Here is a 24,584-nt window from a genome sequence, read left to right on the forward strand (position 1 = left end):
GCGACACATGGTCAACTCCTCAACCTCAAGATGTGTCGGCCTCCGGCCTTGGTCGGCTCGAGCTTTGAAACCGGTGGCTGACGCCACCGGAACGGATTCTGTCGGGCTCCGCCCGTGAGTTGACTGCATAGCCCCGAGGGCGAAGTAATCATTGCCGGAAGCCTGTGCCACGAATCCTCGCACCGAGCGATTTAGGTAGCGGCGACACCAGGCGTTTTGGAGTGGGCGTTCTGCGGGAAGTCGAAGGTCAACACCAGCGGTTCGGTTCCAGTGTTTTCGATTGGCACGCCACCGTTTGACAACGCCGCCTGAGTGATGAATCCGATCTCGGGGTAGAGCTCGCCGAGCTTCATGCCCTGGTGATATTTTACTTCGAGCTTTCCAACTCGGCCGCTTCCGCCATTGGTGTGGAACAGCGCGGGGCTCTCCGGGCAAAACTGAGTCTTACCGCCAGGCTGCACTGTAAGCCGCAGCATTGAACACTTCTGATCACCAAGGAAATCACCGTAGATGATCCACTTCGCATCGACACCATCACCTGTAAATTCTTCGGCGGTGATCGCAGGACGCCTGTTCTTCATGACGAAATCGGGATCCTGGTTGGCCGTGAAGTCGAACTTTTCAACCAGATACTCCCAGTCTTCATGACGATCCTTCGGATAGTCTTCGTCGCGGCAGGCGTAGAACGCATCCGCTGCGCCGATCTTTCCGTCGAGCGTCAGGTCTTCGGCCAGGAAGTGTTCGTCCATCGTGACGTGCAGTTCGTGCGTGCAAAGATCCGTCGGCGAGTGCAGCACGCCGTTGGGCATCACGAAGCCGTTATCAATATGCATCATCGTGTGCGGTGACAAATGCCGAACGCCGTTGTACTCGCCCTTTCCGAAACTCTTCATGCAAGCAAGAAATTGATCCTTGGTCACGAACGGGTACAGCCCCATTGCGGTGGTGTGATAGTGCGACGGACTGACACCCGGATTGTCGAACGAATTGATGTCGTACACTTCCCACTTTGACCAGTGAAGATGATGTGGGATCGGATTCAGGTTGTCGAACTTCTTTGAAACAATTGGCCAGGTCGGATCTCCGTACAATGATTTGGCAAACGCCGTCACCTTCTCACCCATTACGGATTCTGGATTCGCAGTGATCAGATCCTGCAACGAGATGACCTGCCCACTTGGAGTCAGCACGTGTGATTCACCTTCACGAAATGGTGCTTTGTTCGTGCGAGTATCGATGACGCCCGTGACGATCGGCACGGTGCAGCACATCCAGAGTTCATCCAGGCCCGTCCCGTTCATGTAATCTGGGTAGTACGATTTTTCATCAAGGCGAAGCCGTTTGCCCGGCGTACAAAATGTCCTGCCCGCGTAGCGGTGGATGAGCTGCAAGACCCCGTCGTTCTGATTGAGGCAGTCGTCGAGAATCGAATCTGAGCTTCCGCCGGATCCGTCAATTACTTCTTGCTGGGGGTACTCGTGCAGTTTGTCCGCGAGAATTGACACCATCGGTAATGGACCTCAATGAATTTAAAGAAGTGTGAGGCTCCAAGAAGTTCTTGGAGATCTGATAGGGGGCTGATTTGCTGACGCAAAACGGGACTGTCCGGCAGTCAAATGATCCAATGCGATAGCAGCGCCCGATAGCTTAAGGAAAAGAGGGGCAGGAGGGAATCAAGGGCCCTGCGACACTTCGTTTGTTTTTGTCGCTGAATGATGTCATCCGTAGCGGCAAAACCGACGGAATTTTGTTCACTTAGGCCATGAACAGAGGGGGCAATCCGAAGCGGCTCCACATCAATCGCAGAGAGATCGATCGTCATTCAACGTTCCAACAGACCACGTTGCAGGACGCATTCGCTCTTGCGATCAAGCAAGGTACGGGCGACGAGATGCTTCGTCGGGCAACCGTCGCAGAGAGTCTTCACGAAGAGAGTTGCGTCCGCCGTATTCTTCTTACGTCATCGACCCCGGATACGGTGCTCCTCAGCATGCTTCGAGAGGCAGACGACGATCGTCGTCTCGAAATCATGCGACCTACCCGGGACAACCGGCGTGCGGTTGTCCCGGCATCGCGAGACCTATTTCTTCAGTGTGATCGTCACCTTGTCGATCTTGCCGGTGTACTTGCTGCCCTCGCGGTCGTACTCGTCGGAAACTGTCGTTTCCATGTCGATGCCGACGCCAGCCGATTCGTCGGCAGAGAAGACAGAGAACTCGGTCTTTGGGACCTTCACGGAAGCCACCGACGCGCCATCGACGTACAGAGTTGCCGTGCCTCCTGCCCCTGGGGTCTCTCCGCCTTCGTAGGCAAAGTCCATCTTGATGGTCGACTTCCCGGTCGGCAGTTTCGCAGTGCTCGCGGCGACCGAATGTTCAAGACCGAGATAGTTGTACGTGTAACGCGGAACTCCGTCTTTGACGTGCAACGCCCAACCTCCGAAACGTCCGCCTTGCGCGACGATGACGCCGTTGGCCGGTTTGTCTCCGCTTTCAACTTCGGCCACGATCTCAAACGACGTGTTCTTGACGTTGATGAAATCGTTTTCGAGCAAACCATTCATGCCCTCATAGAGTGTCAGGCTGGTGCGTCCGAACATCAGGTCCGGCCGGCCGGCGATCTTGGGATTGAAAAGCTCTTGTCGGCGATCGTCCAAAGGCAACACTTTGTATTTGACGGCTTCGGCGAGAAACACCTGCTGCAGTTTGGCCAGAATGTCGGGGTGTTGTTTTGAAAGATCCGTCGACATGCTGAAGTCTTTGGCGACATGATAGAGTTCCCACGTGTCCTCGGTAAATCGAGTTTCGGGATTCGCCCACGGTTTGACGTGCAACGTGCCGGCGAACCAACCGTCGAAGTAAACACCGCGGTTACCGAACATTTCAAAATACTGGGTCGTGTGTTGACTCGGCGCGTTCGGGAAGTCCCACGTGTACGCCATGCTGGTTCCCTCGATCGGCCGCTGAGGCGTGCCATTGACGATTCGCGGTTCGGGCAGACCGGCGGCTTCCAAAATGGTCGGTGCAACGTCGATCACGTGGTGCCACTGATTACGGATTTCGCCCTTCGCTTTGATCCCGTTCGGCCAATGAATCGCCAATGCATTGCGGGTGCCGCCATAATTCGATGCGACCTGTTTGGTCCACGTGAACGGCGAATCAAATGCAACCGCCCAACCCGCAGCCATGTGCGGATACGTGCTCGGGTCACCCCAGTTATCGTAGTACTTCAACATGAAGTCGATGTCTGAACCCTGTGGTTCGTTGTTGAAGTACGTCATTTCGTTGTACAGTCCCGACATCCCGCCTTCGGCACTCGTGCCGTTGTCGCCTGCGATATAAAAAATCAGCGTGTTGTCGAGTTCGCCCATGTCTTCGATCGCCTGGATGACGCGGCCCGTCTCGTGATCGGTCATGTCGAGGAACGCGGCGAAGACTTCGGCCTGACGGGCATAAAGTTTCTGCTCTTTAGGTGAGAGGTCTTTCCAGTCCTTGATGTCGTCGGGCTTTTTGGCGAGCTTGGTGTCTTTGGGAATGACGCCGAGTTTCTTTTGCTGTTCATAGATCCGCTCGCGAATCACATCCCAGCCTTCGTCAAAATTTCCTTTCTGTTTTTCGATGTAAGATTTTGGAACGTGGTGTGGCGCGTGCACGGCGCCCGGAGCAAAGTAAACGAAGAACGGTTTGTCTGGCGTGAGTGCCTGTTGGAAATGTATCCATTCGATCGACTTCGTGGCCATGTCGTTCATGAAGTGATAATCCGGATCTTCCGGCGTCTCGACACGGTTCAGATTGTGATAGACCGCCGGCGACCATTGATTGGTTTCGCCACCCAGGAACCCGTAGAACTCATCGAAGCCTGTAAAGTTTGGCCAGCGTGTGAACGGTCCCGAGGGGCTGATTTCCCAAACCGCCGTTTCGTGGTGCTTGCCATATGCGGCCGTGCTGTAGCCGTTGAGTCGCAACGTCTCGGCGATGGTCGCGACGTCGTTGGGCAGCATCCCGGTCGCGCCGGGAAAGGCCGTCGCGACTTCCGTGATCTTGGCCTGGTTGCACGAGTGGTGGTTGCGGCCGGTGATTAGAGCCTGCCGAGTCGGCGAGCAGAGTGCCGTGGTATGGAACTGGTTGTACAGCAAGCCGTTCTTGGCAAGCTTGTCGAAGTGCGGCGTTTGCATCACGCTGCCGGTGGCGCTGGTGCCACCAAAGCCAAGGTCATCGAGCAGGATTACGACGACGTTGGGTGCATCCTTCGGTGCTTTCACTTCAAAAACCGGTGGCGCTACCGCATCGCGAGCGTCCACCGTGGTGATCGGAGGATACCAGGGCGCCTTGATGGGGAGTTCGGTGCGGTCGGCTTGTGACTTCTCCTGAGCCATGGCGTTCGTCGTGGCCAGGGCTGACACGAAGAGAACTGCAATGACCGCAATGATGCTGACACCGCGTACGTCGCACGCTATACGTTTCATGCGATTCCCATGATTCGCTAGACGGGTTGGTGCCGTTTGCTGTTTCATATCCATCTTGATCTTTCCCCGGAGTTCAATTGGTTTTAGAAGTTCATTCGCTCGGTCACTAATTCGTTCTGTCGAGATTTCCTGCTTCCGCATGAAGGTGTCAGGGTGGGTGAATGGTTCGTGATAGGGGGAGCCGATATCGAAATGAAATACAATTGGTAGCGGGGCTGGGGATTAAGTGTGCCCATGAAGTCGGCTTGGTTGCGTACCTCCTGATCGAAAATCGTGACCGGAAATTGGTCCTGTTCTTCGCTGCACGCGATCCGTATTGAGCCCAAACGGCCAGACCATTTCTACTCATCCAAGCATCCCTGAAATGCGATGCGGTATCAGGTTGGGTGACGCGAATGAATCGGTGACCTTTCGCCGTTGCCGAGACCAGGGTGAGAGGACGGCGTGTTTTTTTCCGAGTCGTTCCGCTATCGGCTTACGAGCAATGAAACCATGCGTTTGCTCAGGCGGGCGTAACTTGGTCAGCAGATCCGTGGTTGTGGCGGACTGGTAGATTGTCGGAGATTGCGTTTCCGCATCGCTTGCGTTGATCGTGACTTGCCTCTTCACGTTTTGTCGCCAATTTTGGTCGCATACCGCATGGTCTCGCGACGGGGAGTCCCCGCTACCCAAGAATGTCATTCTAGAGTATTTCGATGGGCGGCGTGCCCGATCGCTGTGGCTCGACACGCCAGGGTTCGTTTCCTCCAAAGCGTGAGGCACATCGACGTCGTCTTGTTAGAAGTTCTCACTGCGACAAAATGCCTTGGCAATTTTTAGTTCTAACGACGCCGCGTTCTGCTTTACGCAACCGAATTTCCGTCTTGCGTGATTCGTTTTTCTGTGGCGATTTCACGAAACTGAGATTAGCTACCTCGATTGCCCGACGAACGTTGCTTGCTGAAGATGCTTTGATTCGACATCGCAACGACGTGAACACTCATCGCATTGAACGTTTCGGTTCAGGGGCCTAGAGCGAAGGTGCAGAGCTGCTTCCGCTGTGCCAGATTTAACGCCGCATCAAAGAAGCGGGCTCACCAGCCGTAGTGAATTTTCTAGCAACCGATGAACGAACGGACGTCGTCTCCAGGTTTCGGTGTCGAGTCGATCGGAGTCGTCGATGTAAGTTTGCTGCATTGATCGGAGCTGTTTCGCAAACTCAGGTTCGTAAACGAACAAAGCAACCTCGTAGTTCAGCCAAAGGCTTCGCATGTCCAGGTTCACGGTGCCAAACATCGACATCGCACCGTCGACCATGATCGATTTGGTGTGCAGAAGGCCGCCACGAAAGAGATAAATCTCGACACCAACGTTCAGTAGATCGTCGTAGTAGGATCGGCTCGCAAAACGTGTCAGAAACGAGTCGACCTTTTCAGGCACGATCAAGCGTACGGTCACACCTCGCGCCGCGGCACCACGAATCGCTCGAAGCAGCGACTCGTCAGGCACGAGATAAGGCGTGGTCATCACCAACTCGTCTTTCGCTGCGTTGATCAGTGAAAGGATCATTTGCAGCAGCCCGTCACCGGATTGCCCCGGCCCCGACGGGATGACTTGGATGTCCGCAGGGCCTTCCGGTTTCACCAGGCGAAGGTCCGCTCGTGCGATCAGTTTCTCGAGTTGTTCGCCGGATTCGAGCATCCAGTCGCCAATCATGGTCACGGCCAGCGGCACGACCACGGAACCTCGCAATCGAACCATCGCGTCGACCCATTGGCCGACTCCAGAATCTTGTTTGAAGAACGCAGGGTCAACCAAATTCATGCTGCCCGTCCACGCCACGTCACCGTCAATCACCACGATTTTTCGATGCAAACGCAAATCCGTGCGTCCTACCAAAGTTCGAAACAGACCAACCGGCAAGGCGGGTTTCAGCTCGACACCGGCCTCTCGCAATCGTTTCGGTTGAGCGCTCTTCCACCAAGGTCGTGCGCCGAGGGAATCGATCAAGACGCAACAATGAACACCACGCTGGGCCGCCCGGATGACCGATTCCATGACCTCGTCGGCCAACCCGCCTTCGTTCCAAATGTAGAACTCCATTAGCACGCTCTTCTCGGCGGAGTCCACATCACGGGCAATCGCGCGAAGAATGGAGGGCGTATCCGAGAACATCTCAAAACTGCTGCCGGATACCGTGTGGCTGCCCGTCATTGTGAGCCCGAGTTGATCCATGCCCTCGGCGGCCGGAGCGTGACGTGACCAGTCCACGCGAGTCAGCCCCTCATCGATCGCGGCGTCGGCGATTTTGCGATAGTCGTTGTTGAGGAGTTCGATGCCCGTCGTGCGGCTACGCCCGATCCTGCGTTCGCCGATCAGCAGATAGATTATCGCGCCGCCGAATGGGAACGCGGCTATCAGCAGCAGCCAAGCAAGTGCCACGCCCGTCGCGGGACGCTTCATGATGACGCGAACACTCAAAAGCAAAACGGTGATCGCGTGGGCAATCCAAGTGATCGTCGATGGGTGAAACACAAAATCTTTGAGCATGCGACTGCGTTGGTGTTTTCGCGTGGAATGGCCGGCATGGAGTGCCACTGAGTGAAAAGCGTGGACTCAATCCGTCATCAACGTTCGCGCTCAACGGGACTCCGCAGGGGGAATCGTATCGCAATTGCGCGCGAGCGTTGCTCATGTGTACGCAAAAACACTCGTATCCGCATTCGCCAAAAAGTGACGTGGTCCACTCAAATGCTCTGCATTTCTGCAAAACACGTAGGTCGTCAAGGGTAGCTACGTTTGCGAGAACGTGGTCCACCTCCGAGTGGCTACAGCAAAATGGAAATGCTCTAAAACGAACATATCTGGGCAGAGAGAGGAAAGCACTCACAGGAGCGATTCGAGCAACCAACCTAACGAGAACGCTGCACGCGGCGTTATTGTTGATCCGGACCACGCACCCGGAGAGAAGGCTTCGTCGCTAGAGAGTTCTATGTGATGGTGGGCACGCTTGAATGAAAAATGTCGCCAAACTTAAGCTTTGAAAGACTGGCGACTTTTAAGAATTCGAGCCGTGGCATGCACGCTATTCGTAGGCGCCCTGCATTTTGGCAACGACTTTGCGAGTCAAGCTGCGCGGGATGAACCCGGTGGACGTAACGAGAAGCCGATTCTTCCAGCCTGGAATGACGACGTCCTCATTGTTGACATATCCTTCGTAGCCAGCCTCAGCCACAGCCGCGGCTGACATCGCTTGTGTCGAAAACGACTTGAGGCGACCCATCCCCGAGTCGTCACCAAAACCGGTTTCAGTCGGACCTGGTTCGAGACAGGTGACATGCAGTCCCGTGCCGCTGAGTTCTTCACGCAAGCCTTCGGTCAGCGATAGCACATAAGCTTTGCTCGCGTAATAGACCGACATGTTCGGGCCCGCTTGGTGTGCGGCGATCGAACCGACGTTCAAAATGCCGCCGCGTTTTCGCTCGATCATTCCGGGCAACAGTTGCCGGGCTAGACGTGTGAGTGCAACGACATTGACCATCAGCATGTCGGTTTGACGGTCAGCGGAGAGTTCGGCGAATTTGCCGAGTGCGCCAAAGCCAGCATTGTTGACGAGAGTGTCGACGCGAATCTCTCTTTCACGCAACTGATCGCACAACGCGTCAACCGCATCGGGCTTGGAAAGATCGCTGACGATGACGTTTGCGTCGACATGATGTTCACGTCGGATTTGTTCCGCGAGTTCATTGAGCTTGCCTTCGCTGCGAGCGACAACGACGACGTCGTTCCCACCGCGTGCGAATTGTTTCGCAAGCTCCCATCCGATGCCTGAGGAAGCACCCGTTACTAGAGTTGTCGGCATGAAGAGTCTTCCCTGAGCGGCGTTCGTCCGTAAACGGCCGCAAATATTGAGGCATTGGAATGGTAAATAGTTGCGTGTGCGATCAAGCAACGGGGCCGCGGCGTCCCATCAGCAGTCCGATAACGAACAGCACGAGGAAGACAACGAACAACACTTTCGCGATCGATGCTGCCGTACCAGCGACGACACCGAAGCCGAGGACGCCGGCGATCAACGCGATAATCAAAAAAGTCAAAGCCCAGCCTAACATGGCAATCTCCAAAGTTGAAAAGGGGTATCGCGTAGTCGTGAACGCCACTTCTCACGCGGTTGACTCACCTAACGCGATTGCTGTGCCAAGACGAAAGAGATAAGCGACGCAAGAAGACGCCGGTGCGTGTCCGTCAATAAGAAAAACACGCGAATTACGACGCCAAATGCCAGGAGAAGCATATTGCGAGGCAACGCAAGAAAACGAAATTGGCTCGCGATCAAGCAATCCGGTCGGTTCAACGCCAACCGAAGCTTCATCCGAACGCTGTTCCGAAAAGGAAGTAGGTTCTTAGAAAGTAGCTACGTTCACCAGAACGTGGGCCACCGTCCGGCCACGGTGGCTACATTAAAAATGGAGCTGCAATCTAAGCGATTACTGCTCGCGCACCCTGAGCGGATTCAGTGCACGCCGTTGGCCGAGACGCTCATCGGTTCGAATCCCCATCCCCGGAGTTTCATCGTCGCGAACTCGCTGAACTGTCCCGCCTCGATCGCCGCGCGAGCTTCACGCATGAGGCGACCGTAGTACATCAAGTTGTGATGCGATAGCAGGATCGGGCCGAGCATCTCGTTGGCGTTGAACAGGTGACGCAGATAACCGCGGCTATGCCGACATGCTAAGCAAACGCAGTCTTCCATCACCGGGCGTGTGTCTTCTCGGTGCACGGCATTGCGTAGCTTGATCGGACCTTCGTCCGTGAACGCCAACGCGTTTCGTCCGTTGCGCGTGGGCATCACGCAATCGAAAAGATCGATCCCGCGTGCAATGTTCTCGAGCAAGTCTCGAGGTGTTCCCACGCCCATCAGGTAGCGAGGTTTCTCCGGCGGCAAATACTCCGTCGTGATTGCCGCCGTGGCGTACATTTCCTCGGGAGTCTCGCCGACGCTCAGTCCGCCGACCGCGTACCCTTCAAACGGCATCGACGCCAGTTCGGTGGCGCACTGCCGACGCAAAACCGGATCGAGTCCACCCTGCACGATCGCAAAGAGCGCCTGTTCGGGACGATCGGCAACGTCGCGACAACGTTTGGCCCACCGGATCGATCTCGCCAAAGCATCTTCGACTTCCGTCGCCGATGCCGGCAGCGCGATTACGTGATCGAGCACCATCGCCACGTCACTGCCGAGGGCCTGCTGGATCTCGATCGAGTGTTCGGGCGTGAGTTCGATCTTCGCGCCATCGAGGTGCGACCGGAACGTCGCCGCGTGCTCCGTGACGCGATTGAGCGCGCCGAGCGAGAAGACTTGGAAGCCCCCGGAGTCGGTGAGAATGGGGCCGTCCCAGCCACACATTTTATGCAGGCCACCGAGTCGGGCGACGGTTTCGTGTCCGGGGCGTAAACGCAGGTGATACGTGTTGCCGAGGATCATGTCGGCGCCCGTCGCGGCGACCTGATCAATCGTCAGGCCTTTGACCGTGCCGACAGTACCGACGGGCATGAACCCGGGCGTTTGAACATCGCCGCGGGGCGTATGAAAAACACCCCGGCGGGCACCGTCGCATTCATGCTGCAGATCGAAGCGAAACACTCCGATCAATCGCCACGCATTTTCAAGCCGAGATCGCCGAGTTTCTCGCGAACTTCGTTCAGGCTCGTCACGCCGAAGTTCTTGCACTCGAGCATGTCGTCACCGGTCTTGCGGATCAGTTCACCGATCGTGTTGATTTGCAAACGAGTCATGCACTTGCGAGCACGGACCGAGAGGTTCAAATCGGCGATCGGTCGTTCGAGCAACGCTTGCTCGTCCGGCGACATGTGCGATGTGTCGATTGGCGGATCGTTGCTCTTCTTCTCGCCTGCGAATTGGCCGAGCGACAATCCCTTTTGGCTCAACATCTCGCGGATTTCCACGAGGCTCGTTTCGCCAAAGTTCTTACTGCCGAGCAGTTCTTGTTCGCTGTGGCGGGTCAATTCGCCGATCGTTTCGATGCCCATCTTCTGCAGGCAGTTTCGGCTGCGAACGCTGAGTTCGAAGTTCGAGACTGGCATGTTGAGGATTTGAGCCAAGCGATCGTTGCGACGTTGGGCTTCTTCGTCGTAGAGCATGTTGCCCGTGGCCGACGCGTCCTTCATGTACAACGCGGTGCGAGGGTGGCCCGGGAAGCAATCGAGAATCCGCTTGTAGCACAACTGTGCCTTGTCGTATTCGTTGCGATCTTCGTACATCACGCCCAGGTTGGTCAGGGCGCCGAGTCCGGTTGGGAACGCCTTGGCGGCCCGCTCGTACAACTGAAGGGCTTCGTCGTCGTTGCCCAAACGGTCGTTTTCGAGAGCCAAACCGAACAACGCACCGGCGTGGTTTTCGTCCGTTGCGACCGCACGTTGGTAGAGGTTGATTGCCTCTTCCATGCGTCCACCGATCAACGCTGCCGTTGCGGCACGTTGGTACATGTAGTCGGCGGTTTGTTCGGCGGGACCGAAAATGTCGTCGAGGATCGCCATCGCTTCTTCGATGTCGCCCGCATAACGCTTGGCTTCGGCGATGCCGATTTTGCACTGGTCTTCGTTGTAGCCCGAGATTTTTGCTTTCTCGTAGGCTTCGATCGAGTCGGCGTATTGGCCCAGCTCGAATCGGCAACGGGCGGCGTAGAACAACGCCATCGCGCTGCCGTCGGCCGACGAAAGGGTTTCGAGCGAATCGCTGAAACGTCCGAGCAAGAATTGGCAAACGCCCATCTTGGTGCGGTTGGCCGGAGTCAGGGCCGAATCCTGCTCCATTTCCTGAGTCGCGTCTCGCAGTTCACTGAAATGACCATAGTTTTCAGTGATGGCTTTGCGGATCTCAGCGACGTCGTTCGGGCCGAACGCGTTGCTAGCCAAGACCATTTGTTTCAAGTCGAGCACTTCGAGATCGACTTCGCTCATAGGTGAGATTCCCATACGGAGGAGACTTCGCGAGAAAACGGCGACAAGTCAGCCAATCAATCGACGAACAGAAAACGGATCCAGGAGGCACAAATGCCCCGAGAAAGACACTGTCGACCGAAATCGCACCCAGGTCAATCTGCCTGGGGGAGAGGTTTCGACAGGTTCAAGCCAGCGGCCGGATTTGAACCGGCAACCCTCGCATTACGAATGCGATGCTCTGCCAATTGAAGCTACGCTGGCGACTATTTCGGACAGATTATCGACATCGCAGCGAACACGTCAAGCGGTCCCTTCATTCAGAGAATTCCCTCCCACCGACGCCACCCTCCCCCGCATCGGAGCGAGGCGAGCGAGCTTATCAAAAAATTCACTCAAACGAGCCCATCCCCCTTGCCAAGGATCCCCTGAATCTTTACTCTTCCCCCCGCACCAGCACCCCTAGCTCAATTGGATAGAGCATCGGTCTACGGAACCGAAGGTTAGAGGTTCGAATCCTCTGGGGTGTATTTTCACAACGTGCCATCCAAGCCCCGGCACAGCGACAATTACCCGGCTAAGCCGGGTTTTTTTGTGCGCCGACGGAATCAGACCAGCATTTGGCGGCACCTTCCGTCTTTTTTGTGGCGTTCGTCCCATCTTGGAGAGCTCAAGGAAGAGCCGCCGTCAGCCGCGACGCGGGCAACGTCCGCGTGACGCCAACGCTAATGGTGTTCGTCGATGACAAGCTCCAACGCCTACTTCGCGGCGACGGCTTGCGAGCGTTCCTCGACCGCCGCAGATTCGGTGACAACGAAGCTCAGCCTGATAACGCCGATCTCAACCCGTGGGGCAATCGGAAGCGTTGGGAACGAGGCCCTCATCCACGACCGCATCGACGCCAAAAACGCTTTGCATGGTGCTGCTGGCCAAGTGGCTCGCCTTTGGCGCCAGGTCCGTCGCGATCATCCTTCCGTGGCTGATTGATTTGGCGAACCGTCCAAGCGACATCACTCCATAAGGGCGGTCCACGTAGTAGGACTCGACAGCGGACAAAAATGGCCGCGAAGCGGAATCTTAAGCGGAAACGTAGCGTTTAGACCGTTTCTTTCTTTCGGTAATGAAACGTTGTTGCTTTTGATCTAGATAGCGGTACTGCTGAGGAGGCTGGAAGCCCGCCCAGCGTTGTCGCAATTCTCGCAAGGAAACGGGTTTTGCGAAACTCTCGAACCCTTTGATCTCAATGCCGATGGCTTTATCTGCTTCGGCGTAGTAGGCATCAAATGCCTGGCGCGTCACCGAAGCCTGTTTGCCGTGGCTTCGCCAAATCTCAGTTGGCGTTTCAACATGGATTGCCTCGATGGTTGCCACACCGACAACTTCACACTCAGGTGTCGTTGCGTAGATCACGACGCGGGATCCGGGCTCAATGCTTGGCTTCCGCTTGCGCAACTCCACAGTTTTTCGCCCAGCAGCGATCGACCTGACATGTTCTGGATGTATGGAGAGAAAGAGCATGTCAGACCTTCTGTTCTGTGGATCGCGTATAAATCTCGTAGAACACCTCGGCAGGAATCGCGAACGCTCCCTGGAATGTTTGTCGCCTCATTCCATGCGACTCTAGCACCATGTTTACGTCATCGAGCGTCAGCATGTTCCGAAATAACTCAGTACCTGTAAATTCCATCGCAAGCCCTTCCGCTTCGGGGCTACCGAAATGCTCAATAAGGTGTTGATACTCGTAAACGCCAAAACGATTAAACTGGCGGTATAGATTCTTCACCCTTCCCGTGACACGTCTGGTCAAAGCGGAGCAGGCTCGGATCCGGCCACCGCCTTTGATTTTCTTTCCACTGACATACCAAAGGATTCTCCCGACGTCCTCGGTAGGGCTGTTTCGCGGCTTTTTGTAAAATACAGAATCCGGGTTGATGACGAGCGGCGTATCTGGATCGAATAGTGATAAATCCCACAGGCGAAAGTCGAAAAGTTCCTTCGCCCAGCGAGGCCGAATGGGAACAATCCACGTTTTCAGGTGGCCGAACGCGGCTTTGCCCGGGTGGATGAGACGTTCAATCTGCTGTGTTTCAGCCTCGCTCCCAACGGCAGCGTGATTTCTGTTCACGATGCTAAGTAAGCTTTCGGCACATTTCCCCACGTCTGCCTCCGCCTTCAGCTGAGACAATTCGTCAATCAGCTTTTCTTTCGGCCAAATTCCCGGTAGGGATATCCGAGCGTGCTTTTCTTCGGATTGAATCCAGCCACGGCGCGACAATGCATCCATCACAAGCGGCTCGGGGTTCGGATCAGTGATCGTCACGATCCGTCGCTCATCACTTTGCCAAGCTCCAAGTGGTTGATCCGCAATGTATTCGGCAAGAACCCGGCCCAATCGCGTACCTCTCAAAGTTCTGTTTATTCGCAAGCGGAAGATCTGGCGAAATCCGCCTTCCAAAACATGAATAGAGAACAGTGCGACGCTGTCATTCGTTGACGAGCTGACGCGATAGAGCTCCCACTCCTTGGGGTTCGCAAGCATATCCTTGAGCTGTGCCCGAAAGGATCGCAAGCCCTCACCGTTTTGTTGGTCGAGAAACGCTTCAAGGTTAAACTCATCGGTTGACTTGACCCTCGTTCGCTCAAGTCCGGAATTGGTGAGTTCGCGGTACTCGTAGCGATGAGCATTGATGACGGCGTCGTGCTGCGTAACCAGTTCTTCTGGCGATAAGATTCGCAATCCGAGTTGATTGAATAGTTCATCCCGGAAACCAATTACCGGGCCATCGCGTGTCACAAAAGCCGCTGCTTCAATCGCAGCCGATATCGCAATATGGCGTTGATCCGACTTGCTCGACTCGTCTTTCGGACTACCCATCACGTTGCAGACGATTTTCAGTAGTCGCTCGACTTCTTTATGATCCGCTGTAACTTGACCCCAGTGGTCGTCGATTGCATCGATAATGGCCGTCTTAAGAGATCCTTCCTGCCGAGCTAAATCAGCGAAGATTTCTGGTGTGACAGACAACGCGACTTGGTCAATTAACCAGTCCGCCTTCAATCCCATACTTCGTTCATGGCTTGGCCTCTTCGGAAACTCAATGTCAATAACGACATTAGCGTCGCATACAACGGTTGCGACATCGGCCTCTTGCTCGATGCTATCGAACAGTGGCATTTCGCTGATTGCCAAACTGAAAGCTATTAACTCACTTCCGTCGATCTTTTTGCCGGTAAAACGTCGAACAGCTTTGAATCCAAGACATCGCCACGCGTCCGCAGCTTCGTAGTCTACCCGGCAGTTCGCACGTATTCGTGCGTGCGTTGGGTGCGCATCTTTAAGGGTTGCAACTAGCCGCCGAGCAATCCCTCGCCTCCTGTGATGTTTAGCTACGCAAAGATGTGCGACACGCACTTCGTAGTTCATGTTCGTTGTGAAGAGCACGTACCCAGCGATCTCACTACTGTCACTCGCAATGAAAATTTGGCGTGATTCGGCTCTCTGTTCAAATGCGCCGTCCGGCATGAAGCCCAAGACATCTTTCTGTGTCTTGTAGAGTTCCATGACCGCTTCTAACTCGCTCGCAGTCTCAATTGGTTTGATCGCAACATCACCGCTGCTCACGAGGTTGCTCCCCGCATGTGACGCAACTCATTCTCAGCGACCGGATTGATTGGCCATTCGCGGAGCCGAACCTCGATTCCGTAGCGTTCGAAGCAGACCACTTGCCTCTTGACTTTGTGCTCCACCACTCGCACCAGTTTCGTGTAGCTGTTACCTGACCTAGGTATTTCTGAACGTTTCTCGTTCCAGCAATTCAGCATGTTGCGTTGACTACTCAATTAGGTGATTGAAGCGGTTCTGTCACAGTGTACTGATTGGAAGCATCCTGTTGGAGCCTGTATGTCAAAACGGCGTTGCCTCGGGCACCATCGAATGTGACGACGCTTTAGAGCAGGAAGCGTCTTAAATAATTGTTAAAAGTTGAAAGATGGTCTCCCAGAGGGCAGAATCTGCCCTTCGCAATTTTCCAATTTTCGTCGGGTGCAACCGACGGGGAGACCATCATGAATGAAGTTAGTCTTTTGCAATCTCTTGGGCAAGTTTCAGCGTCAGAAACCGGGGGAGTCTTTCGTGACTTCATCCGTGGCCACGTCCGCGTGATGATCAGTGTAGTGATGGCTGCTGAAGTCACGCAGCTCTGTGGTCCCAACCAGCGAATCTAACCCGACCTAGTAATGGGCGTTCAGGAAATTGCCAACGAGTGAGCCTTGGTTGGCCACGAGGTCGTTTCTAAATTATCACGAGATGAGGTGATCAGGAAGACTCTCCGAGCATCTCGACAACGTCATCGATCCACGAACTGGAAAGGTCACGAACCCGCTCGCCAGCCTCCTCTTCATGACCGGTTGTGCGGTCATCGCTGGTGCAGACATTTTCGTCGCCATTGCTCGCTTCGCCAACGCCGAAAAGGATTGGTTGGAGAAGTCTCTGAACTTGAGTTCGGTGGCCTTCACACGACCGATATCGTTCGATCTTGAAACCTATGAAGTCGGAAGAATTCGAACGCAGTCTGCTCGCAGGGTTGCCCGGCCATGCAGGGCTAACCCTGCCTCTCGGTGTCGGAATCTTCGCATATTACGTGCTCGGCATTGAAACGTTGCGGCACGATTTGCTCGTTCCCGCCGCAACTCTCGGTCTTCGGACTGGCCCGCCTGAGCAGGCAGGGGCCCTTGGTGGAGGGGGGTGGCGTCTCTCATTGCGGACTGGGGCTTTGGGCGAAGGGTGGGTTTTCCGTCATTTCGTGGGTTCGCTTGAGCGATGTGGCGAGAACGTCGTAACCGCGACTTAGAGTTTTTCGTTACATCGCTTTCGATGTGGGTACTGGAACTGAAAATGAATGACTGGGGCAAACCAACACTAACGGATGACGTTTTTGTCGAATCGACAAACACGGAGGTTCTTCGTGCGCGGAGGGTTTGGCTGTTCGCGTCTGTGATGAGCGCGACCTGGCTCTTCTTTGCCGTCTTTCTGTGGTTGCGTCAGTTTTCAATCGCGGCTCAGGAGTGCGTGTTGGCGTTCCTCGTGATCTCGGTCATCAATTTTGTGTATCGAAGAAGCGACAGGTACAGTCGCGTGATGAATCTGAATCTCGCGACCAGTGCAGTGGGGTTGTTCTCTGTATCGGTGAGCGACCCCGCCATGCACGGGACGATGCTGTTCTACCCTGTTTCAATCTTGGTTTCGTCGCAGCTTTTGGGGGTGCGATCGGCCTTGATTTGGTTTTGCATTAATCTGATTGCGATGACGGGTTTCTTTTTGTCGATTGACGGAATCGAGGGGCTATTCAGTTCGACGAGGTTCGATGAGTTGGTGCTTTTGCTCGGAGTCGCTACTTGTGTCTATTTTTGTTGTCACCAAGGCGAAGAATACTACCGCAGGCGAACCGATGGGCTGATCAATTTAAGCCAAGACCTGCAAGCCAAAAGTGAGACGCTTCACGCTCTCGCTACCACCGATGCGCTGACCGGTTTGATCAATCGATTCGAATTCCAGGAACGGCTTCGACATTCGGTTCAAGAGTCTGTTGAAACATCAACGCCCATGGCCGTTTTCATGATCGACATGAACGGGTTCAAGGAGATCAACGACACACTTGGTCATCCCATTGGCGATGCGGCGTTGGTTTCCATCGCGAACTTATTGGTTGATCGATTTGGCGACGATACCGAAGTGGCGAGGCTCGGAGGGGACGAGTTCTGCTTGCTCAAGGCCGAAGTAGGCGGCCCGGAGGAGGCCGATCTGATCGCGGAAGAGGCTCTGGAACTGTTAACGCATCGATGTGTTTTGACGAACACTAGTTTTCCACTGAGTGCCAGCGTTGGCTATTGCCTTGTTCCCGAACACGCAACGTCGGACGAGGACGCGCTCGCGTTCGCAGACACTGCGATGTTTCATGCGAAGGATCATCGGTTAGGGTACGCACGCTATGAGCGAGAAATGACGGAAAAACTGATTGAGTATCGGTCCGTCCAGGAGAAACTCTCGTTGGCACACCAGCGAGATGAGTTCTTTCTCGTCTATCAGCCACAGGTCTGTTTGGATACCGGAATGGTAACCGGTGTAGAGGCCTTGTTGAGATGGAGATGCGACGGCAACGTTGTGCCGCCAGGACAATTCATTCATTTACTGGAACGAAGTCGCGAAATACTGCCTGTCAGTAACTGGATCATTCATGAGGCCTGCCGCCAGCTGGCTCTATGGGATGCTGAGGGGTTCTCTATCAGCATGTCCGTTAACGTGAGTGCGTTGCAATTTGCGGACCCGGATTTTTACGCGACCGTTGTCGACGCGATTGATACGTTTGGAGTGGACCCAAGGCAGCTCGACTTTGAGATCACGGAGGGCTTGTTAATCGACGACGTCGACGCCGCAGTTGAAAAACTGAAGCAGCTCAAAGATCTGGGGGCGAGTATCAGTATTGATGACTTCGGAACCGGCTATTCTTCCCTGGCGTACTTGCGTCAATTTCCCATCGACCGGCTAAAAATCGATCGCGCTTTCATCAAAGATTTTCCGGATGCCGATGATGGGATGATCGCGACAAGCATTGTTGTGCTAGCGAAGTCGTTGGGACTCAAAGTATTGGCGGAAGGCGTTGAAACGAAGGAGCAACTTGAATTTCTTCAGTATCACGATTGCGGCGAATATCAAGGTTACTTTTTCAGTCGACCGGTGTCACCCGAAGAGATTGTGGAGCGTCTTACACGTATGAAGCAATCATCCTTGATGGAGTCGCACGCCGTCGTCTAACTCCGATTCGATGCCCGCAAATGGAGTTGCACGGCAGAGATTCTCTCGGTCAGTTCTTCGAGACGAGAGCGTTTGTTAGCAATCTCAGTTCCGTCCGTCGTCGGATTGATTGTTGTTCCGCGTTGCCTGCCAAGTCCTTTTCTTGGCCAAACGGCCAATCAAGTAGGCCGGATCAAGGAGAGAAGCGACGTAGCTCCGGCATCGGGGCTGGGAAAACTCCTGTCATTGAAGTTCGTGCTTGATCGAGGGCATTCTAGAAACGTTGTGGGTTCGAGTAAGACCTGCGGGCCATTTCAATTCCCTTCGTCTTGTTTTTAGCCGAGAGTTCGTTGACGAAAATTCGTCTGGCCACGCGTGCGGTATACGTCAGTCAACCGTGGCGGACTTGGTGATACTTGCGGACCGCGATAATTTGATGGAAATGCGCGCGTGATGGCGAAAGGGTCATGCCATTTTGTCGCTGTGTCTCCGAATCCGACGCACCGATACTCGGAAGCAGTCCGTCGAAGAATTACAATCAACTGTGAGCAGATACCATTCGCAAGTTCAATACTCAATTCGCCAAATGACACGAACCGAAACCATGTCGTTCGAGTCGGAACACGATGTGCCTCCGAACGGTGCGTAGTTTATTTATCTTTCTAGTCGCGACAAGATTTTCAATCGGAAAGGAACCGCATGACTTCTGATCAGGCTGCGCGTAATCAAAGTAAACGCGCCGATATCAGCAAGCGGAAAAGGCTGGCAACACGCTGTCACCGTCGTTGGCGATTCGAGCAATTAGAGTCACGATGGATGCTCGCTGCATCAATCGTCGGTGAACCAATCGCAACTTCCTCTGTCTCGATGCCGGTTGCGGAGGCAGCCACGCTCGAATTTGAATCCGTTTTCGACGGTCGCGACTTGCAGATTGCACGCGCAGGGAAGCAACAGGATGATGGATCTGCCAATCGTTTCTTGATTCACGTTGACACCCATACTGAACTCTCCCTGTACATCGATACACAGGAGGCCAAGCCGCAATATTCAGCACAGCTATTGGACATGGATGAGAACAGAATTGACTTTGAGTACGACTCTCATCCGTCGGAGGTGATTGAACTCTTCGCTCCCAAAGCGGGCGATTATATCATTGAACTGTTTGGATTAGATTCGGTTGATTATCAGGTGCGTGTGCTGCAGGGAGACCTGCCGTTTGAGCCCACGCGTGTTGCACGGACGAGGCGGACCGACCCAGGCGTCATCAATTCGAGCTTCGCAGGGGTGATCACGAGTGGATTGCGAGACGAAGACATCGATACCTATTCGCTGGGAATTGTCGAGGGTGGCACTGAAATTGACGTGTTGGCGAGTATCCCGGTCGACGGGACCGTAATTCCGATTGTCGAAGTATATGGCCCGAACGGAATTTTGGAGGATGAAGATCCAGCCCGAGAACGCGTCCGAAGCGTCGCGACGGTTTCAGGCCAATACGAGGTGCGAGTGCGCAATGAAGCTGTCACGGGGGACAGTCGCTATACAAAATCGGATTTGGGCACCTGGCTCGAGGCCGAACAGACGGCGCAGACTCTTGGAGGTCACCTTGTTGCGATCAACAGCCAAGAGGAGCAATCGCTCATCGAATCGTTTGAATTGGAAACTTGGCTAGGGTTGAGACTCGAAGAGCACGCTCTATTTGACTCGCTTCAGTGGACCAGTGGGCAGGATGTCACCTATTCGAACTGGTCTTACAACGCTGGTTCCTCATACGGTCCGGCGAAGATGAGCCATAACGGTCAATGGACATTGGACGGTCGCTTTTCCTACCAAGAGAACTGGGCCGTACTGGAGTTTCCTCGAACCGAAGCAGATCCCGTTTCATCGCTATCGGGAGCGGATGGTCTTTATTTGATCGACGTTACCCTCAAAGATACGACGGCGCCTCAGTTCGCGAGCGTATACGGAATTCCGACTCATGATTTGATCGCAGATACGCCGCTAGCTCATTTGGCAATCAAGTTCAGCGAAAACGTCTACTTCAATGGGGAACCAAGCGATGCGATTGACCTTCGTGAGGCGGGCACTGACGGTGAGTTCTTTACGGACGACGATCGAGTTTTCGAGGTCACGATAAATAGTTCGCTTTGGATGGGCCCATGGCTAGCGATGGATGTCGCGGACGGACCTCTGTCAAACGGTCACTATCAAGTATCCGTTTCAGACCAACTGGTAGATTTTTTTGGAAATCCATTAGCCGACGGTGATGGATTCAGCAGAGCGTTTGAAGTTGCCTACGATACGGAGAAGCATATTTTCGAAGGATTTGACAATGACACGATCGCTACCGCGACTCCAATACCACTGACGAGTGATACGGACGGGACGGGCTTGTTCCACAGTACGCGAACCGGGATCGGATCCAATTACACGAGGGACGACGTTGACTATTGGTCGTTTGAAGCTCCAGCCGGTTCCCATGTCAGCGTGCGGTTCGAGAGCAAACCGACGTACACGAGCGATTTGCTCGATGCGGATGGGAACGTTCTCGCATCAGGTGTGTATGCGATCGACGCAACGATTCTTCCTGATTCATCCCGATACTACTTGCGTGTGCAAACTAAATTCAGGTTGCACGGCAACGCTCCGTATCAAATTTCGCTGGATGTATCGCCTTCAATTCAGATGGAGTCTCATGCCAATCAATGGCAAGGGAATGGGGCGGTCGAGTCATTTCGGTTCGAACAAACCACGAACCCGCGAGTGGCTGAAATCACGGGAGCCCTGTCCTCTGAGTCGGGCATTCAGTACGACACGTTTTCTCTCGGTTTGCTCAATGCCGGTTCGATCGTCTCGCTCCGTTCTCGCTTTCCTCATTGGAGCGAACTGAAACCGTTTGTTGAGCTGCGAAGCGATTTTGAAAACGTCGTCGATCTCGAAGACTCCGAAGATAGTTTTCAAGGAAAAATCGTTTATGATGCGGAGTACTACGCAGTCATTCGAGCTGACAGAGGCACCGGATTACACGGACAGTATGTCCTCGATATTGAGGTTGAAGATAACGTCGTCCCGCAGCTCACAAGTGCATTTGCTCTGCCTCGTGAAGGGGAAATAGGCGACGAACTCATTAGCTGGTTCGGATTGACGTTCAGTGAAGCCGTTTACCTGACCGGTGACTCAATTGAACTCCGAGAGGCGGGCGATGACAAGGTTTTCGATACGAATGATGACCGAAGTTACGATGTCAGGCTAGCGAGTGACGAATTGTCTTCTGAGTTCATCGTCGCCGTGATGAACGGTCCGTTATCGACAGGTCGATTCCGATTGGCGTTGTCATCGAGTGTGATCGATCAATCCGGAAACGCTCTTGGTGGTGGGATTCCCAGTTTCTACTTTTTCGAAATCGATGCGTTCGACAGCACGCAGCTCTTTGAAGGTTTCGATAATGATACGTCTGAATCGGCCACTGCACTGTCATTCGAACGGGATCCCAGTGGAACAAGCCTGTCTCGTACTCAACGAACGGGCGTCGGCGCGTTAGAAACTCTTGATGATGCCGATTGGTGGCGCGTGGAGGGGCGGGCCGGAGAGAGTGTACGTATTTCACTCGAAGCGAAGCAAAGTGACGGTATCACTTTCGAAGTACGCGATGCTGATCAGGAATTGGTCGATCTAATTGAGAATGCTCATTGGGATTGGGATGGTCAGTTAGCGCTCGCTCGCTTTGACATCTCACGAGACGAAGAGTATTTCATACGCGTTGCGTCTGCATCGAGTCCACCTAACCCGTTTGAAAGCCAACGGAATTACGCATTGCGTGTTGATACTGTCGCGGGACATCAGATGGAGCGCCGTGAATGGTCTAACGATAGCAAATCAAACGACAACTCTGTTTCTTTCCAGTGGACTCCCGAAGGTTTAAGACGTGGTTCCATTGCCGGCACACTGCTATCAAACGACAAAGACACCGTTGGGATCGGCCGTCTTGGAGAAGATCTTGAAATTCGGTTTACCATCGATCGTCCCGAATGGAGCCAAGTCGAATCACGCGTCTTTCTGCTTGAATCTCCGTACAATGTCACCGAATTGTTTCCAGAGGAGGATGGAACGTATCGTGTGTTGACCTTATCCGAGAGCGAGTATTATTTGCGGATTACCGCGGGGGCTTTGAACACAGGTGCTGGATTAGACGGGCAGTACTTGTTGAATGTTGAGATCGTTGACACCGTTCCGTTGACAGTCGTGGACGTGCGGGGCATTCCAGTCGATGGTGGTGAAACTCAGCACCTGTTGTCGGAGTTCGATATCACATTCAATCGTGTGCTAAATGAAGAACTGGCCATGAACCTGAAGCCGTTGTTGGTTGAGGCCGGGGCGGATGGAGAGTTTGGTACTGGCGACGATCAGTCTTACTTGCTTCAACATGAGTTCGGTTCTACCCGCGGTAGGACCCAGTATGACAGGCTCCATTTTAGACTTGCCTCGGGGGTGAATGTCTTACAGGCGGGCAAATACCAACTGCACTTGCCTGGATCACTTCGATCCTACTTCGGTAGTCCGCTCGGTGAAGGAGAGGGATACTCAACCGCCTTTTCGATCGGTGAATTACCTGAGGGTTATCGCTTCGAAACTAGCTTCAACGATGATCCTCTGGGGGCCGTCCACTTAGAACCTGAATCGCCTGGGTCAGGATGGTTGACGCGGGGTATCGGTTCATTGGAACGAGATGATGATGTCGACTACTGGAGCATTGACGTCAACGCCGGTGATTGGGTAACGGTTTGGACGCCCAGCCGATCCGGCGATTTGATTGTCGAGATAAGTCTGAGCAATGACACCGGTGAGTCCCTGCTTCCCAACATCGTGTACTGGGAGTTCTTTGGGAGAGGGACGTTTGAGCAGTTTCGTGTTTTCACCGAGGGGAAATACTATTTGCAGGTGAAAGCGAATATGTCGGACTTCCCCGATGATCGTTTGTACGAAGTGTGGGTCAACATGACGCCGAATCCTGGTGGTCAAACAATACCCGACGATGCTGATTCGCGCTACCCTTTCTATGCCGCCACTTCGCAAGGGACGACGGCGATCGTTTCAGGCCGTTTCGAGATCGGCGATGCGGGCCCGCCCCCTAACTATATTAACGATGAGTACGGCCTGAATCATGTTCCCGAAAACACGGTTGTCGAGTTGGACGTTCGATCGACGACGTGGACCAACGTGGACCCATACGGCGTGATTGATCCTCTGATGAATCCAATCTACAACGGTGAGGTGTTGACGGGATCCATCACAGACAGCTTGCTTACGCGACTGATCGTTCGGCCGCGCAGTCGTCATGACGTAGATCCTATCGAGGCATTTTGGAATGTCGACTACATCGCCGAACTAAAAACGATCGATGTGATCGCTCCTTCCGTATCGTTGGAATCAGAGGAAGACGGCACCACTCGAATCGTTCACGTCACAGCAGTCGACGGCGACAATGAGTATCGATTCGGTTCTGGCGTCGTGGGAATGTCATTGTTCGCGATCGAAGACGGGGCGTTGAAATATCTCTTGTCGAGTTCGTCAGCGAAGATCGATCATGCGATGCCGGACGTTGGCGAGGCCTTGTTTTTCGCGGCGGCGACCGATCGGGTCGGAAATCGATCGAAGCTTCAGCTTGCTGGATTCGATTTGGGGACTGTCGTCATTGACTCCTCCATCGCAAGAGATCGCGACGTTACCTTGCCATCTCGCATCGTCGTCGGGGCAGGAACTCATCTCGAGTGGGCCGGGCATTGGGACGTGTTACCGCCCTACGTTGAGGCTGATCGCACTATCCACCAAATCATGACGGGCGAACGGGTCATCGAGTTTGAGAACACGAACAAAGATCAAAACCCCGTAACTCCTCATGATGTTGATCGGAGTGGGAAGGTTTCCGCCTTAGATGCTCTGATCGTGATCAACCATCTCAATCAAAGCACAGCGGAGCCGGTTCACGGTCGCAGCGAGGAAGGCTATTACCTCGATGTTAATGGTGATTCGCGATTCACCCCGCTCGATGCACTGAAGATTATCAACCGGTTGTGGTATGACGATCATCCGTTAGCGGAACCGGAGGTGTTAGGCTCTGGACTCATCGCCAGTGAGGATGCGACGCTCTCTCGAGTCCGATCCGATGAGCGCACGAGGATTGAGATCTCAGCACCGTCTAAGATCAAAACGGCGGCTTCTCCGGTAAAGAATTTCTCGTTTGTTTCGGATCGGAAGGCGACGGTTCAGTTGGATGCCGGACATGAGGAGACGACTGAAGACGCAGGCGAAACGTCGCTGGATCCATTTTGCGTCGACGAGGTGCTTGCATCGACGATCAGTCGTTCCGTTTGAAAACGTAGCGCTCGTGGAGTG

General features: G+C 54.1%; 12 protein-coding genes, 2 tRNA genes and 2 pseudogenes. 6 read left to right on the forward strand and 10 right to left on the reverse strand.

The annotated features are described in order from the left end of the window. Nucleotides 1-191 precede the first annotated feature (191 nt). From FHS27_RS14865 to FHS27_RS14900, 8 genes are all read right to left on the reverse strand, one after another. Nucleotides 192-1,508, reverse strand: coding sequence for a hypothetical protein (locus tag FHS27_RS14865; RefSeq protein WP_184305705.1), 1,317 nt, complete (start codon nt 1,506-1,508; stop codon nt 192-194). Between the two features lie 572 nt (nt 1,509-2,080). Beyond that, a complete protein-coding gene (locus FHS27_RS14870; RefSeq protein ID WP_246419816.1) occupies nt 2,081-4,465 on the reverse strand; it encodes an arylsulfatase in 2,385 nt (794 codons plus the stop codon). Nucleotides 4,466-5,524: 1,059 nt separating this feature from the next. Further along, nucleotides 5,525-6,994 carry a cardiolipin synthase gene (gene cls, locus FHS27_RS14875; protein WP_184305707.1) on the reverse strand — a complete coding sequence of 490 codons (1,470 nt, stop codon included), beginning with the start codon at nt 6,992-6,994 and terminating at the stop codon, nt 5,525-5,527. A gap of 535 nt (nt 6,995-7,529) precedes the next feature. Continuing rightward, the gene (locus tag FHS27_RS14880) at nt 7,530-8,306 is read right to left on the reverse strand and encodes an SDR family NAD(P)-dependent oxidoreductase (RefSeq protein WP_184305708.1); all 777 of its coding nucleotides are present in this window, start codon (nt 8,304-8,306) and stop codon (nt 7,530-7,532) included. Nucleotides 8,307-8,388: 82 nt separating this feature from the next. Next, nucleotides 8,389-8,556: a DUF1328 domain-containing protein gene (locus FHS27_RS14885; RefSeq protein ID WP_044256742.1), complete on the reverse strand. Its 168-nt coding sequence runs from the start codon at nt 8,554-8,556 to the stop codon at nt 8,389-8,391. 401 nt (nt 8,557-8,957) lie between these two features. Beyond that, entirely contained in the window at nt 8,958-10,088 is a 1,131-nt protein-coding gene (gene tgt / locus FHS27_RS14890) for a tRNA guanosine(34) transglycosylase Tgt (protein WP_184305709.1), read from the reverse strand. Nucleotides 10,089-10,093: 5 nt separating this feature from the next. Then, nucleotides 10,094-11,425 (reverse strand): DNA-directed RNA polymerase subunit alpha C-terminal domain-containing protein, encoded by a 1,332-nt coding sequence (locus FHS27_RS14895; protein WP_009103157.1) that lies wholly within the window; start codon nt 11,423-11,425, stop codon nt 10,094-10,096. A gap of 169 nt (nt 11,426-11,594) precedes the next feature. Continuing rightward, nucleotides 11,595-11,668, reverse strand: a tRNA-Thr gene (locus FHS27_RS14900). A 192-nt stretch (nt 11,669-11,860) separates the two neighbouring features. Between FHS27_RS14900 and FHS27_RS14905 the strand changes: the two genes are divergently transcribed. Continuing rightward, nucleotides 11,861-11,934, forward strand: a tRNA-Arg gene (locus tag FHS27_RS14905). Nucleotides 11,935-12,481: 547 nt separating this feature from the next. Here the strand turns inward: FHS27_RS14905 and FHS27_RS14915 are convergent. Together FHS27_RS14915 and FHS27_RS14920 are read right to left on the reverse strand one after the other, a co-directional pair. Continuing rightward, nucleotides 12,482-12,922, reverse strand: a complete 441-nt coding sequence (locus FHS27_RS14915; RefSeq protein ID WP_184305711.1) for an ASCH domain-containing protein — start codon at nt 12,920-12,922, stop codon at nt 12,482-12,484. A 1-nt stretch (nt 12,923) separates the two neighbouring features. Beyond that, nucleotides 12,924-15,026, reverse strand: coding sequence for a GNAT family N-acetyltransferase (locus tag FHS27_RS14920; protein ID WP_184305712.1), 2,103 nt, complete (start codon nt 15,024-15,026; stop codon nt 12,924-12,926). Between the two features lie 350 nt (nt 15,027-15,376). Here FHS27_RS14920 and FHS27_RS14925 point away from each other — a divergent pair. From FHS27_RS14925 to FHS27_RS14945, 5 genes and pseudogenes are all read left to right on the forward strand, one after another. After that, a pseudogene (locus tag FHS27_RS14925) lies at nt 15,377-15,613 on the forward strand (IS256 family transposase); the annotation flags it as partial. A 133-nt stretch (nt 15,614-15,746) separates the two neighbouring features. Further along, a pseudogene (locus tag FHS27_RS31650) lies at nt 15,747-16,058 on the forward strand (transposase family protein); the annotation flags it as partial. Next, a complete protein-coding gene (locus tag FHS27_RS14935) occupies nt 15,949-16,254 on the forward strand; it encodes a hypothetical protein (RefSeq protein ID WP_184305713.1) in 306 nt (101 codons plus the stop codon). The pseudogene FHS27_RS31650 and the gene FHS27_RS14935, both read left to right, overlap by 110 nt. 146 nt (nt 16,255-16,400) lie before the next feature. After that, a complete protein-coding gene (locus FHS27_RS14940) occupies nt 16,401-18,215 on the forward strand; it encodes a putative bifunctional diguanylate cyclase/phosphodiesterase (protein ID WP_184305714.1) in 1,815 nt (604 codons plus the stop codon). Nucleotides 18,216-18,893: 678 nt separating this feature from the next. After that, the gene (locus tag FHS27_RS14945; protein ID WP_221225124.1) at nt 18,894-24,563 is read left to right on the forward strand and encodes a dockerin type I domain-containing protein; all 5,670 of its coding nucleotides are present in this window, start codon (nt 18,894-18,896) and stop codon (nt 24,561-24,563) included. The last annotated feature ends 21 nt before the right edge of the window (nt 24,564-24,584 follow it).

Origin of the sequence: Aporhodopirellula rubra (assembly GCF_014192335.1) — a bacterium.
Taxonomy (GTDB): Bacteria; Planctomycetota; Planctomycetia; order Pirellulales; family Pirellulaceae; genus Rhodopirellula; species Rhodopirellula rubra.